Source organism: Stenotrophomonas sp. Ste86 (assembly GCF_024519465.1).
In the GTDB taxonomy this organism is placed as follows: Bacteria; Pseudomonadota; Gammaproteobacteria; order Xanthomonadales; family Xanthomonadaceae; genus Stenotrophomonas.
This window is the reverse complement of the sequence record NZ_JALJRW010000002.1, coordinates 81,772-96,025: the sequence shown is the minus strand read 5'-3', so window position 1 is coordinate 96,025 and position 14,254 is coordinate 81,772. Positions and strand designations below refer to the sequence as shown.

General features: G+C 66.8%; 9 protein-coding genes. 5 read left to right on the top strand and 4 right to left on the bottom strand.

Annotated features, from left to right (window positions below; all coding sequences use genetic code 11):
• Window positions 1–20: 20 nt before the first annotated feature.
• The 3 genes from NR101_RS02725 to NR101_RS02715 are packed head-to-tail and all read left to right on the top strand — an operon-like array spanning window position 21 to window position 2,683.
• A complete protein-coding gene (locus tag NR101_RS02725) occupies window positions 21–908 on the top strand; it encodes a carbon-nitrogen hydrolase (RefSeq protein WP_256773973.1) in 888 nt (295 codons plus the stop codon).
• Between the two features lie 19 nt (window positions 909–927).
• A complete protein-coding gene (locus NR101_RS02720; RefSeq protein ID WP_256773974.1) occupies window positions 928–1,458 on the top strand; it encodes a GNAT family N-acetyltransferase in 531 nt (176 codons plus the stop codon).
• A 1-nt stretch (window position 1,459) separates the two neighbouring features.
• Window positions 1,460–2,683, top strand: a complete 1,224-nt coding sequence (locus NR101_RS02715; protein WP_256773975.1) for a TraB/GumN family protein — start codon at window positions 1,460–1,462, stop codon at window positions 2,681–2,683.
• A 566-nt stretch (window positions 2,684–3,249) separates the two neighbouring features.
• Here the strand turns inward: NR101_RS02715 and NR101_RS02710 are convergent.
• The 3 genes from NR101_RS02710 to NR101_RS02700 are packed head-to-tail and all read right to left on the bottom strand — an operon-like array spanning window position 3,250 to window position 10,981.
• Window positions 3,250–6,336: an efflux RND transporter permease subunit gene (locus NR101_RS02710; protein WP_256773976.1), complete on the bottom strand. Its 3,087-nt coding sequence runs from the start codon at window positions 6,334–6,336 to the stop codon at window positions 3,250–3,252.
• Window positions 6,333–9,842 carry an efflux RND transporter permease subunit gene (locus NR101_RS02705; protein ID WP_256773977.1) on the bottom strand — a complete coding sequence of 1,170 codons (3,510 nt, stop codon included), beginning with the start codon at window positions 9,840–9,842 and terminating at the stop codon, window positions 6,333–6,335. Before NR101_RS02705 ends, NR101_RS02710 begins: the two co-directional genes overlap by 4 nt.
• Window positions 9,839–10,981 (bottom strand): efflux RND transporter periplasmic adaptor subunit, encoded by a 1,143-nt coding sequence (locus tag NR101_RS02700; RefSeq protein ID WP_256773978.1) that lies wholly within the window; start codon window positions 10,979–10,981, stop codon window positions 9,839–9,841. The genes NR101_RS02705 and NR101_RS02700 overlap by 4 nt, the downstream gene beginning before the upstream one ends.
• A gap of 204 nt (window positions 10,982–11,185) precedes the next feature.
• Here NR101_RS02700 and NR101_RS02695 point away from each other — a divergent pair, with 204 nt between their 5' ends.
• Together NR101_RS02695 and NR101_RS02690 are read left to right on the top strand one after the other, a co-directional pair.
• Entirely contained in the window at window positions 11,186–11,587 is a 402-nt protein-coding gene (locus NR101_RS02695) for a c-type cytochrome (RefSeq protein WP_256773979.1), read from the top strand.
• Window positions 11,588–11,595: 8 nt separating this feature from the next.
• Window positions 11,596–12,057, top strand: coding sequence for a cytochrome c (locus NR101_RS02690; RefSeq protein ID WP_256773980.1), 462 nt, complete (start codon window positions 11,596–11,598; stop codon window positions 12,055–12,057).
• Between the two features lie 280 nt (window positions 12,058–12,337).
• On the opposite strand, the gene NR101_RS02685 is transcribed toward NR101_RS02690, so the two are convergent.
• Window positions 12,338–14,221 carry an ATP-binding cassette domain-containing protein gene (locus NR101_RS02685; RefSeq protein ID WP_256773981.1) on the bottom strand — a complete coding sequence of 628 codons (1,884 nt, stop codon included), beginning with the start codon at window positions 14,219–14,221 and terminating at the stop codon, window positions 12,338–12,340.
• Between the last annotated feature and the right edge of the window lie 33 nt (window positions 14,222–14,254).

Here is a 14,254-nt window from a genome sequence, read left to right as displayed (position 1 = left end):
CCCCGCAGGACCGCACTCGGATGAGCTCACGCCACACCCTTTCCGTCGCCCTGATCCAGGAGCGCAACCACGGTGACGCCGCGGCCAACCTGGCCGTGATCGAAACGCGCGTGGCTGAAGCGGCCGCCCAGGGTGCCAAGCTGATCCTGCTGCAGGAACTGCACAACGGCGCGTACTTCTGCCAGCACGAGTCGGTGGACGAGTTCGACCTGGCCGAGCCGATCCCGGGCCCGAGCACCGAGCGCCTCGGCGCGCTGGCCAAAAAACATGGCGTGGTCATCGTCGGCTCGCTGTTCGAACGCCGTGCCGCCGGGCTCTACCACAACACCGCGGTCGTCTTCGAAAAGGACGGCACGCTGTTGGGCAAGTACCGCAAGATGCACATCCCGGACGATCCGGGCTTCTATGAGAAGTTCTACTTCACCCCGGGCGACATCGGCTTCAAGCCGATCGATACCTCGGTGGGTCGCCTCGGCGTGCTGGTGTGCTGGGACCAGTGGTATCCGGAAGCGGCGCGCCTGATGGCGCTGGCCGGCGCCGAGCTGCTGCTCTACCCCACCGCCATCGGCTGGGATCCGGAGGACCAGCAGGACGAGCAGGGCCGCCAGCGCGATGCGTGGGTGCTCAGCCATCGCGGTCACGCAGTGGCCAATGGCGTGCCGGTGCTGAGCTGCAACCGCGTCGGTCACGAAGCCTCGCCGCTGGGCGCCTCGGGCATCCAGTTCTGGGGCAACAGCCACGTGCTCGGCCCACAGGGCGAGTTCATCGCCGAAGCCGGTGGCGAGCCCACCGTGCTGATCTGCGAGGTCGACCTGCAGCGCAGCGAACACGTGCGGCGGATCTGGCCGTTCCTGCGCGATCGCCGCATCGATGCGTACGGCGACCTGCTCAAGCGCTACATCGACTGATACCCAGGACCCCTGCCCCGTGACCGTGTCCCTGCGCGACGCCACCGACGCCGACATCCCCGCCATCACCGCGATCTACGCGGTGGAGGTGACCGATCTGGTCAATACGTACGAGTACGACGTGCCCGACGCGGCGGAGATGCAGCGGCGCATGCACGACATCGTCGGCCGCGGGTTTCCGTACATCGTGGCCGAGGTCGATGGCCAGGTGGCCGGTTACGCCTATGCCAACACCTATCGCGGGCGCATCGCCTACCAGTGGACCGTGGAAAACTCGGTCTACGTGGATGCGGGCTTCCAGGGCCGCGGCGTCGGCACGGCGCTGCTGCAGGGGCTGATCGATGCCTGCGTGGCACGCGGGTACCGGCAGATGGTGGCGGTGATCGGCGAGCCGACCAACACCGCCTCGATCAAACTGCACGAGCGCTTCGGTTTCCACACCGTCGGCATTTTCCGCGGCCTCGGCCGCAAGCATGGCCGCTGGCTGGACACTGTCCAGATGCAGCGTGCGCTCGGCGATGGTGCCGACAGCGCCCCTTCGAATGAATGAAATGACTGAACCCCAGATCGATGACACCGGCGACACCCTGTTCGCCGGCCAGCCCGTGCGCGTGGTCGAACGCGACGGCGTGCGTTACACCCTGCTCGGCACCGCGCACGTGTCCCAGGCCAGCGTGGAGGCGGTGGAACGGGCGATCCGCAGCGGCCGCTTCGATGCGGTGGCAGTCGAGCTCGACGCGCAGCGCCTGCAGGCGCTGACCAACCCCGATGCGATGGCCAAGCTGGACCTGGTCGAGGTGATCCGCAAGGGCCGCGTGGCACTGTTTGCCGCCAACCTGGCGCTGGCCGCCTACCAGCGTCGCCTGGCCGAACAACTCGGCATCGAGCCGGGCGCCGAGCTCAAGCGCGCGGTGACCCTGGCCAACGAACAGCACCTGCCGGTGCATCTGATCGACCGCGAAGTCGGGCTGACCTTCAAGCGCGCGTCGCAGCGGCTGGGTTTCTTCGGCCGGATAAAGCTGGTGATGGGACTGGGCGCGGGCCTGTTCGCCTCTGAAGACGTGGGCGAGGAAGAGATCGAGAAGCTCAAGCAGGGCGACATGCTCGAAGCGAGTTTCGGCGAATTCGCCAGCGAAAGTCCGGCGCTGTACGAGACCATCATCGGCGAGCGTGACCGCTACATGGCCACCCGCCTGCGCGAAGTGCACGACCCTGCGCAGCGCGAGGTGCTGGCGGTGGTCGGCGCCGGCCACCTGGCCGGGCTGGCGAAGTATCTGGAAACCGATACCGATGCGCCGGGTCCCTTGCGCGAATCGCTGGAAGAAGTGGCGAAAAAGCGCAACATCCCGTGGATCACCCTGACCATCCTGGCGATCGTGCTGGCGGGTATCGCGGTCGGCTTCTACCGTGGCGGCATGGGCGTGGGCGGTGAGTTGCTGCTGACCTGGGCGATGTACACCGGTGGCCTGGCGGGCCTGGGGTGTCTGCTGGCCGGCAGCCATCCCTTGAGCATCCTGACCGCGATCGTGGTCGCCCCGTTCAAGCCGTTCCGCCTGAGCATTCCCACCGGTGCCTTCGCGGCGCTGGTGGAAACCCGCCTGCGCAAGCCAGCGTACGAGGATTTCCTCAAGCTGCGCGACGATGCGCAGAGCGTGAGGGGCTGGTACCGCAACCGCGTCACCCGCGTGGTGCTGACCTTCATGCTGACCAACCTGGGCAGCATGCTGGGACTGTGGCTGACCGGCTTCCAGGTGTGGGGGAAGGTGGCGGGGTAATTCCCTGCGCCGAGGCGTATCGAAGGGCCACGCAATGCGTGGCCTTTTTTTTGGTTCTTCGCCCCCTATGCGGGGCGAGCAGAAGCGTGCGTTGACTTCTTCCAGGCGCGGCGGTCGGTGGGTCGGGCGCTGGGCGCCCATGCCCTTTCCGGCGACGCCCCCGGCGTCGGCCTGCGGCCGCCACCTCCTCCTTTATTTCGCCTCCAAGGGAATGGGCGCCCAGCGCCCGACCCACCAACCGCCATCAAACGTGCCCGGCTCCTGGCCTGTACCGCAAGCCGAGCCCCGTAGCAGCCGGTAGGCCCCTGGGCAAAATAAAGGAGGAGGCCGCCAGGCCGGGGGACATTTGCGCCAGGGGCCTGCCGGCTGCTACGGGGCCCTCACGCTCGCGACATACCGGAGCGAAGACACAGCCTGGCACTGCCCGTCCGGGCCGACGGCCGGCGGTACCGGGAATCTGGGATTCGCGTGGAGCCGGCCAGCGGCCGGCACTACCGGGAAGCGGGGAGCGGGCCAGCGGCCGGCACTACCTAAAGCCGGGTACGTTGGCCGGCCAGGGGGGGCGTTCAGGCGACCGTTGCCGCTTCGCCCTTCGCCGGCAGGCCGCGGGCGCGGCGGATGATCCTGCCCACCGCGATGCTCATGTCATCGAGCATCGCGTAGATGGTCGGCAGGAACAGCAGACTGACCACCGTGGAGAACGCCAGGCCGCCGGCAATGGCACGTGCCATCGGGTAGTACGGCGGGCCGTTGCCCAGCAGCTGGGTGTCGGTGAGCGAGATCGGGATCATCGCCAGGATCGCGGTGCCCATGGTCATCATGATCGGGCGCAACCGCTCGCGCGAGCCTTCCACCAGCGCTTGGGTGCGGCCCATGCCGCGCTGGCGCAGGTTGTTGATGTGCTCGATCATCACGATGCCGTTGTTCACCACCACGCCCATCAGCACCAGGATGCCGATGAAAGACATGATTCCGAACGAGGTCCCGGTCAGCCAGAACAACCAGAACACCCCGAAGATCGAGAACAGCACCCCGCTCATGATCGCCGCCGGGAACAACAGCGATTCGAACACCGCGGCCATCACCACGTAGATCATCACCAACGCGATGATCAGGTTGAACAGCATCTGCTGCATCGCCTCGTTGTCATTGCCGTAGTCGCCGCCATCGAAGGTGAAGGTATAGCCGGCCGGGAAGCTCATCGGCGTCAGCGTCGCTTCCATCGCCTTGCGCGCTTCCGGGGCGGTGATCTTCTCGGCAAGGTTGGCCTTGATGGTCAACGTGGTCTGGCGGTTGGTGCGGCCGATCTGCGTCGCCGACGGCTTGATCGACACATCCACCAGGCTCAGCAACGGCACCGATCGGCCGTCGCCGGTACGCACGGTGAAGCTGGCCAGGTCTTCCGGGCTACTCTGTTCGGCCCCGGCAAACCGCACCCACACCGGCACCTCGCTGTCGCCGCGGCGGAACTCGCGCATCGGCGCACCGCGCAGCGCCAGGCCGACGAAGCTGGCGACCTGCTCTGCATTGAAGCCGAACGCCGCCGCGCGCTCGCGATCGACGTGGATGGCCAGCTCGCTGCCCTTCTCGCCGTTGTCGATGCGCACGTCGCGCAGTTCCTTGCGCTGTGCCAGCAGCGGCACCACCTCCTCGCCGATCTCCTGCAGCATCTTGGTCGAGTCGCCGACCAGCTGCACCTGCACGGATTGATTGCTGCTGCCGCCACCGTCGCCGCCCTGGTTGCCGACGATGTAATCGGCACGCGCCGAACGCGGCAGGCCCTTGCGCAGCGCTTCCTGCACGGCAGGCATGTTGTCGGCATGCGCTGCGTCGAAGGTCACCGTCGTGCTGCTGCCTTCCTGCTCGCTGTACCAGGAATAGATCTGGGTGATGTGCAGCTTCTCGCGCTGACCATCGAGGTAGTGCTCGACGCGGGCGACTTCCTCGGACATCTGGCTGTAGGTGTAGGCGCCCTTCCAGTTGTAGCCGATGAATACCTCGTGGCCACCTTCGCCCCCGAACATGTCGATCTTGGTCAGCTTCATCGGCACCAGGCTGATGGCCACCACCATCAGGATGCCGAACACGCTCCAGCCCCGATGTTCCAGCGTCCAGCGCAGGACCTTGGCATAGCGGCGCTGGAGGCGCGCGATCACCCCGGATTCGGCGTGCACCAGCTTGGGGGTCTGCATGCGCGCGGACAGCATCGGGATCAGGCTGACCGCCACCAGCCACGAGGCCAGCAGCGAGACCGAAATGGTGATCGCGATCTGCGACATGAAGATGCTGATGTTGTTGGTTTCACCGAACAGGTTCGGCACGAACACGATGCAGTGGCACAGGGTGCCGGCACTCAGCGCGATGGCCACGTTGCGCGTTCCGATGATCGAGGCCAGCCGCGGCTGGTCGGGCATGCGTTCGCGTTCCTGGTAGATGCTCTCCACCACCACCACCGCGTTGTCCACCAGCATGCCGACGGCCAGCAGCAGCCCCATCATGGTCAGGATGTTGAGCGTGACGCCGGCAAAGTACATGAAGCCCAGGGTGATCACGAAACAGATCGGGATCGCCAGGGTCACCATCAGCGTGGACGGCCAATGGCGCAGGAAGAAGAACAGCACCGTGATCGACAGCAGCAGACCGACCGCGCCGGCCTCGGCCAGCTCCAGCAGCGAGGAGGTGACCATCTTGCCCTGGTTGTCGATGACCTTGATCTGCACATCGCGCATCGACGGCTGCTTGCGGATTGCCTCCACTTCGGCGAGCGCTGCGCGCGAAACTTCCACCAGGTTGGCGCTGCGCTCCTTGAAGATGTCCAGGCCGACGGCCGGGTTGCCATCCAGGCGGCGGCCGTAGTTCATCCGCGTGGGCTTGAGCCGGATGTCGGCGATGTCGCCAAGGCGCAGGCCCTTGGTGTCGATCACCAGGTCGCGCAGCTCCTGCAGGTCGGTGATCTCCCCGACCGGCTGGATGCGCACGCGCTGGCCGTTGTCATCGATCTGCCCGGCCGAGATCGAGAAGTTCAGCGTGCGCAGACGGTCGCTGAGGTCGTTGATGCTCAGGTTGTGCGCGGTCAGGCGGTCCGGGCTGATCGCGATCTCCACCTCGTTGGGTGGCGCGCCGGAGATATTGACCCGGGCCACGCCGGGGATGCGTTCGATGCGCCGCTTGAACTCGCGGTCGAGCATGTCGTACGCGCCGGTGAGGTCGCTGCTGCTGGCCAGGCGCACCTTGAGCACCGGGTCATCGCTGCTGGACCACTTGAACACGCTGTAACGCTGCAGGTCATCGGGCAGGTCGGTGCGGATCGCGTCGATGCGCTCGCGCGCGTCCGAGGCGGCGATGGCGATGTCGCGGTCCCAGTCGGTGAACTCGATGAAGATGCTGGCCCCTTCGGAGGTGGCCGAGGAGCGCATGCGCTTGATCCCGGTCATGGTGGCCAGCGCTTCTTCGGTGGGGCGGATGATGTTGCGCTCCACTTCCTCGGGGGTGGAACCGGTGTACGGCACCTGCACGAACAGGAACGGGGCCGAGATGTCCGGCAGTGCCTCCAGCGGCAACCGCAACGAGGCGATCAGCCCCACCACCGCCAGCGACACGAAGCACATGATGGTGGTGATGGGACGGCGGATGGAGAATTCGGCGATGCTCATGCCGGCTCCTGTGCGGTGCCGGTGCCGGGGGTCTCGACGAAACCGGCTTGCTTGCGCCCACGTTCGCGGTAATACGCATCGCCGCGACGATCCAGCAGGTCGTACACCACCGGGATGACGATCAGGGTCAGCAGGGTGGACACCAGCAGGCCACCGATGACGGTGATCGCCATCGGCGCGCGCACTTCGGCGCCCTCGCCCATCGCCACCGCCAGCGGCAGGAAGCCGAACAGCGTGCACAGGGTGGTCATGATGATCGGCCGCAGGCGTGAGCGCGCGCCCTCCACCAGTGCCTGCTGCTTGGGCACCCCGGACTCGCGCAGCTGGTTGACCTTGTCGATCAGGATGATCGCGTTCTTGGTCACCAGCCCCACCAGCAGGATCAGGCCGATGAACACCACCACCGAAATCGGCTTGCCGGTCAGCATCAGCGCCAGGATCGCGCCAACCAGGGCCAGCGGGATGGTGAACAGGATGACGAACGGGTGCAGCAGCGATTCGAACTGCGACGCCATCACCAGGTAGACCAGGAAGATCGCCAGGCCGAAGGCGAAGATCAGCGAACGCGCCGATTCGGCCAGCTCCTCACCCTGCCCGCCGATGTGCATGCCCACGCCGGCGCCCAGCGGGTCCTTGGCGACCATGTCCTGTACTTCGCGCACCGCACCGCCCAGGTCGATGTCGCGCAGGTTGGCCGAGACCACCGCCACGCGCGTCTGGTCGGCGCGGTGGATCTCGCTCGGGCCGTTGGTGGCGACCACCTCGGCCACCGCATCCAGGGTCACCGGACGGCTGCTGCCGGGATTGACGATGAGCCGGCGGATGCTGTCCACGCTGGCACGGTCGCCTTCCTGGGCCCGCACCAGCACGTCGATCTTGCGGTCGCGGAAGCTGTAGCGGGTGGCCACGTCGCCACGCACCTTCTTGACCACCACATCGGCGATCTGGCGGGTGGTCAGGCCGAGTGCGCCGGCACGTTCCTGATCGAAGCGGATCTGGATTTCCGGGAAGCCTTCCTCGACCGTGGATTTGACGTCGGCGTAGTGGGGGTTGTTGCGCAGCATCGCCGCCAGTGCCTGGCCGGCGTGTTCCAGGGTGGCCATGTCCTGGCCGCGCAGCTCCACTTCCAGTGGCGTGGAGAAACTGAACAATGCCGGCCGCGCGAAGTCGACCTGCACGCCCGGATGCTGCTTCATCGAATCACGCAGGCGCTCGGTGATGGCCGCTTCCGTGCGGGCGTCGCCGCCACCGGCCATGACCACGGTCAGCTTGCCGATGTTCTCGCCGCTTTCGGTCGGGCTGGCATCCAGCCGCGTGCCGCTGCCGCTGACCCCGTACAACGAGGCGATCTGGTCGTCCTTGGCGTGGGCCAGCTGCAGTTCGCGGACCAGGGCATCGGTCTGCTTCAACGGCGTGCCGGCCGGCAGCTTGGCGGTCATCTCGAAACGGTCCTGGGCCAGCTGCGGGATCAGGTCGGCCCCCAGCATCGGCACCAGCGCCAGGGTGGCCACGAAGGCCAGGCCGGCCAGGCCCAGCACCTTGCCCGGGTGGTGCAAGGCACCCGGCAGCAGCTTGAGGTAGCCGCGCTCGGCACCGGCGTAGGGCTTCATCGCCACATCGCTGGCTTTGCGCATCACCGGGCCAACCACCGCCACGATCCCGCGCGACACGCGGATCACCGCCCATGCCAGCCCGAAGCAGGTCCAGCGCACCAGCGCGCCGACGCCGCGACGGCTACCGGCCACCGGCTTGAGCCAACGCTGCTCCGGCTGCCAGGTGGCGTGCGCCGGTTCTTCCGGGAATGCAAGCGGCGGACGGCCCTTGAGCGAGCTCAGCATCGGGATCAGGGTCATGGACACCAGCAGCGAAATCGCAATGGCGATCGCCACGGTCAGCGCCTGGTCGCGGAACAGCTGGCCGGCGATGCCATCGACGAACACCAGCGGCAGGAACACGGCGATGGTGGTCAGCGTGGAGGCGACCACGGCCATGCTGACTTCCCGGGTGCCGGCGATCGCCGCCTCCAGGATGCCCAGGCCACGCTCGCGCGCCTTGGCGATGCTCTCCAGCACCACGATCGAGTCGTCCACCACCAGGCCGGTGGCCAGTGCCAGGCCGCCCAGCGACATCACGTTGAGGCTGAGCCCCATCTGGCCCATGAAGAAGAACGTGGTGATGATCGACACCGGCAGCGACAGGCTGATCACGAACGTGCTCCAGCCATCGCGCAGGAACAGGAAGATGATCAGAATCGCCAGCAGGCCGCCGATCACCGCGTCTTTCTTGACGTCGCTGATGGCGTGTTCGATGAAGCGCGACTGGTCTTCGATGGTGGTCAGTTCGGCATCGCCGGGAATCTGCCCCTTGATCTGTTCCAGCTTGGTACGCAGCGCGGCGGCGGTGGCGACGGTGTTCGCATCGCCTTCCTTGTAGATCGCCAGTTCGACCGCTTCCTTGCCGCCTAGGCGGATGATCGCCTCGCGCTCTTTGTAGCCCTGGCGCACGCTGGCGACATCCTTCAACCGCACCGGCATGCCATTGGCGACGGTGGAGGCACTACTGCTGGATGCACTCTGCGCGGCCGAAGCGGCGGCGACGGCCGCATCCGAACCGGTGGACGCGGCGATCGCGAACATCTGCTGCATGGCCGCGTCGGCGGCACTGCCGTTGCTGCCTTGCGTGGTCACCAGCAGGTTGCGGATGTCGTCCAGGTCGGCGAACTGGTTGACGGTACGCACCAGGAAGCGCTGCGAGCCCTCCTCCAGGCGGCCGCCGGAAATATTGATGTTCTCTTCCTTGAGCCGCTTGATGACGGTGTCGATCGGCAGGTTGAGCTGGGCCAGCTTCTGCTGGTCGATGTCGACCTGGATCTCGTCTTCCAGGCCACCGCCGACCTTGACCGCCGCCACGCCGGTGACCGGCTCCAGCTTCTTCTTCAGGTCCTCGTCGGCATAGCGACGCAGTTCGGTCAGCTGGCGCACCGCGTCGGCGTCGGTGGCGGCCTCCTTCTTTGCCGAAATCACCAGGCGCATGATCGGCGCGGTGGACGGATTGAAGCGCAGCAGCACCGGGGCCTTGGCCTCCAGCGGCAGGTTAAGCGCTTCCATCTTGTCGCGCACCTCCAGGCTGGCCTGGTCCATGTTGGTGCCCCAGGCGAACTCCAGCACCACATCGCTCTGCCCGGTACGCGAGACCGACTTGAGCTTGCGCAGGTTCTTGACCACGCCCACGGCCTCTTCGACCGGCTCGCTGATCAGGGTTTCAATTTCAGTCGGCGCCGCACCGGTGTACTCGGTGCGCACGGTCAGGGTGGGATAGCTCAGGTCGGGCAGCAGGTTGACCTTGAGGTTGCCCAGGGCGATGAAGCCGAACAGCATCAGCGTCACCGTGCACATGGCGATGGTGACGCGGCGGCGGGTGGCAAATTCCACCAGGCCGCCGCCGTGCGCGCCCGGACGCTCGCCAGCGTGCGGGTCCTTGCCGTGGTCGTTGCCGGCTGATGTCATTGGCGGCTCTCCGCCTTTTTTGCCGGCACGGCAGCGGCGGTGGCGGTCGGCTTGGCACCGATCACCTGCACCGCGGTGCCGTCACGCAGCGCCACCTTGCCGGCGGTGACCACCTGGTCGCCTTCGGCCAGGCCATCGCGGATCTCCACCCACGGGCCTTCGGCATAACCGAGCTTGACCGGCACCCGGGCGACCTTGCCGGCGCGCACGCGGAACACGGCGGGTTCGCCGTCGTCGAGCAGTGCCAGGCGCGGCACCACCAGCGCATCGGCACGCTGGTCGTAATCGATCCGGATGCGACCGAACATGCCCGGCTGCAGGCCTTCGGCGTCTTCGCCGAAACCGCTGACCACGCGGAAGGTGCCGCTGCCGGCATCGATCACCGGCGCGATACGGTCGACCACGCCCGGGAACGACTTGCCCGGCAGCGCATCGGCCAGCAGCGTCACCGGCTGGCCGGCGCGCAGGGTGGCCAGTTCGCGCTCGGGCACGTTGAGCGTGGCTTCCAGGCGCGAGTTGTCGATGATGCGGAAAATCGGCGTGTTGATCTGCACGAAGTTGCCGGTCTTGATCGAGCGCGAGGCGATCACGCCGGAGATCGGCGCCACCACCGTGGTGTAGGACAGCTCCAGCGTGGCCAGCCGGTACTGCGCGCGGGCGTTCTCCACGTCGTACTTGATCTGGTCGACATCGGCGGCGCTGACCATCTGCTGGCCGATCAGCTTCTGCGCACGCTGGTAGTTGTTTTCCAGCTTGCGCATCACCGCCTCGCTCTGGGCGACGGCCAGCCGCGCACGGTCCGGATCCAGTCGCACCAGGGGCTGCCCGGCGCGCACTGCCTGGCCCTCTTCGACCAGCACCGCCAGTGCCACCCCGGAGGTCTTGGCCACCACCTGCGACTCGGCGCGCGCTTCCAGCGCGGCGGTGCCGGTATAGCTGGCCGCCACCGCGCGGCGGCTGGCGGCGACCGCTTCGACCGGGACCGCGTCGACCTTTTCGGCCTTGGCGTCCTTTTCCGCAGCCTGCGCATCGGCGGCACCGGTGCCGGCGCCGCAGCCGCTCAGCAGCAGCGAGGTGGTGATCAGCAGAGCAGCGGCGCAGGTTCCGGAGCGGCCGTGCAGGAAAGATTTTCGCGACATCGTCGTGTCCCTGAGGGATGCGTGGGCAGGTGTGGTAGCAAAGTAATGCACCACGTCACAATCACACCATATCCCAAAGGTCATGGTGACCTGCGGCAACGCGTCCGATGACCCGGTTTCAGCTAGATGAAATCGCAGGCTATACTCGGGCCAGTTCCGTACCCCACGCCGGAACGACCAGACCCGTACACCGGAAAGGACATCATGCGCCCGCAGCCGCTCGCCGCTTGTCTTCTGGCCGTCCTCCTGCCCCTCGGGGCCGCCGCACAGGCCGCCACTGCTCCAGCAGTACCCGCAGCACCTGCCGCACCCGCTCCTGCTTCAGCCCCCGCCGCGCCCGCCCCTGTCGCCCTCACCGGGAATGTCGACAATGGCCGCGTGCTGGCTTACACCTGCCAGGGGTGCCACGGCATCACCGGCTACAAGAACGCCTACCCCAGTTATCGGGTGCCCAAGATTGGCGGGCAGACCCAGCAGTACCTCAGCCAGGCGCTGAGCGAGTACCGCCAGGGCAAGCGCCGGCATCCCACGATGCAGGCGCAGTCCATGAGTTTCAGCGAACAGGAGATCGCCGATCTCGCTGTTTACCTGTCCACCGTCAAATAAGCGCGCTCATGTCGAAAGCCACGCCCTTCAAGCGTCACGCCATCGCCCTGTCCGTTGCCCTGCTGATGACTGCGTGTTCGCAGTCACAGGTGGAAAACAGCGCAGATTCCGCCGCCGACCCGGGCCACGCCAGTGGCGAGCATGGGTCCGGCTCCTCCGCCGGCTTACCGGCCGGACGCCTGGCTGCTGGTGAAGCTCGTGCCCAGGTCAAGGGCAAGGCCACCGGCCAGAGCTGCATCGACTGCCACGGCGTCGACGGCAACAAGCCGATCGACCCGACCTACCCGAAACTGGGTGGGCAGTACGGTGACTATCTGGCGCATGCGTTGCAGGCCTATCGCGCCGGCGACCGCCAGCATGCGTTGATGACCCCGCAGGCGACCGACCTGAGCGATCAGGATATTGCCGACCTGGCCGCCTATTTTGGTTCGCGGCCGAGCCAGCTGCGGGACCTGCACGGGGTGAAGTGACCGCGGTGGAGCCGACCGTTGGTCGGCTGCCCTTCGTTCCGGCGTCATGAACCTCTGAATGGTAGAGCCGACCGTTGGTCGGCTGCCCTTCGTTCCGGCGTCATGAACCTCTGACGCCAGCCGACCAACGGTCGGCTCTACGTGTGCGGCCGACCAACGGTCGGCTCTACGTGTGCGGCCGACCAACGTTCGGTTCTTCGCGTGCGGGCGACCTGCGGTCGGTTCCACACGTCCCGCATCGTCAAGCCGACCAACGGTCGGCTCTACGTCGATCGCCGGATCAGGCGTCCAGCTCTTCCCAGCGTGCGTAGGCGGCATCCAGTTCCGCCTGCACCTTGCCCAACTGCTGGGTGTGCGCGGCCATGTCGGCGGCGCTGCGCTGGTAAAACGCCGGGTCGTTCATCGCGGCGGTGAGGCCTTCGACGTCCTTCTCCAGCGTTTCGATCTTCAGCGGCAACTGTTCCAGCTCGCGCGCGTCCTTGTAGCTGAGCTTGCGCTTGGGCTCGGCCGGGGCGGCAGCAGCCGCTGCAGCCGCAACGGGCCTGGCCGCCGCCACCGGTGCCGACGCGGCGGCGGCCGCCACGCGTGCCGCGTGGCGCTGCCAGTCGGTGTAACCGCCGACGTATTCGCCGACCACGCCGTCGCCTTCCATGACCATGGTGGAGGTCACCACGTTGTCGAGGAAGTCACGGTCGTGGCTGACCAGCAGCAGGGTCCCGGTGTAGTCGCTCAGCAGCTCTTCGAGCAGCTCGAGGGTTTCCACGTCCAGGTCGTTGGTCGGTTCATCCATCACCAGCAGGTTGGACGGCTGCGCGAACAGCTTGGCCAGCAGCAGGCGGTTGCGCTCGCCACCGGACAGGCGGGTGATCGGCGCGCGCGCACGCTCGGGCGAGAACAGGAAGTCCTGCAGGTAGGCGTGCACATGCTTGCGCTTGCCGTTGAACTCGATGAAATCGCGGCCTTCGGCCACGTTCTCGATCGCCGTCCAGTCTTCGCGCAGCACCGCACGGTACTGGTCGAAGTAGGCGATCTGCAGGTTGGTGCCGGCACGTACTTCGCCGCCCTGTGGCTGCAGGTCGCCCAGCAGCAGCTTGAGCAGCGTGGTCTTGCCGCTGCCGTTGGGGCCGATCAGGCCGATGCGGTCGCCGCGCAGGATAACGGTGCTGAAATCCTTGACCATCACCCGCTCGCCAAAGGCGAAGGAGATGTCCTTGACGTCGATGACCTTCTTGCCGGAGTTCTCCGCCTGCGCCGCTTCCATGCGCACGTTTCCGCCAAGTTCGCGGCGCTGCGAACGGTCGTTGCGCATCGCCTTGAGGCGCCGCACACGGCCTTCGTCGCGGGTACGCCGGGCCTTGATGCCCTGGCGGATCCAGATTTCTTCCTGCGCCAGCATTTTGTCGAAGCGCGCGTTTTCCTGCGCCTGCGCGTTCATGCGCTCTTCGCGGCGGCGTTCGTAGTTGGCCCAGTCGCCGGGCCAGCTGGTGACCTGGCCGCGGTCGATCTCGACGATGCGGGTGGCCAGCGCGCGCAGGAAGCGACGGTCATGGGTGACGAACACCACGCTGCCGTTCCAGTTCTTGAGGAACATTTCGAGCCAGTCGATGGCTTCGATGTCCAGGTGGTTGGTGGGTTCGTCCAGCAGCAGCAGATCCGGCGAGGACACCAGCGCGCGGCCCAGCAGCACGCGGCGCTTCATGCCGCCGGACAGGCGCGCGAATTCGGCATCGCCGTCCAGGTCGAGCTTGGTCAGGGTCTCGCTGACGCGCTGATCCAGGCCCCAGCCGTTGGCGGCGTCGATCTTGGCCTGTACGGCCGACAAGGCATCGCCGTCGAAGTCGTCGGCCATGCTCAGGTGATGGAACTCGGCCAGCCACTGGCCCAGCTCGCCCAAGCCATCGGCGACCACGTCGAAGACGCTGCCGGCGGCACCGTGCGGCACCTCCTGTTCCAGGCGGGTGATGCGCACCCCCTGCTGCACGCGGACTTCGCCGTCATCGGGCTTGTGATCGCCGGACAGCAGTTTGAGCAGGGTCGATTTGCCGGCGCCGTTGCGGCCGATCAGGGCAATACGCTCGCCCGGCTCGATCGACAGTTCGGCTTTTTCCAGCAACAAGGGGCCGCCGACGCTGAAGTCGACGTTTTGGAGAGTAATCAGAGGCATCCGACCATTGTACGGGCTGGCGGTGCGCGGCGT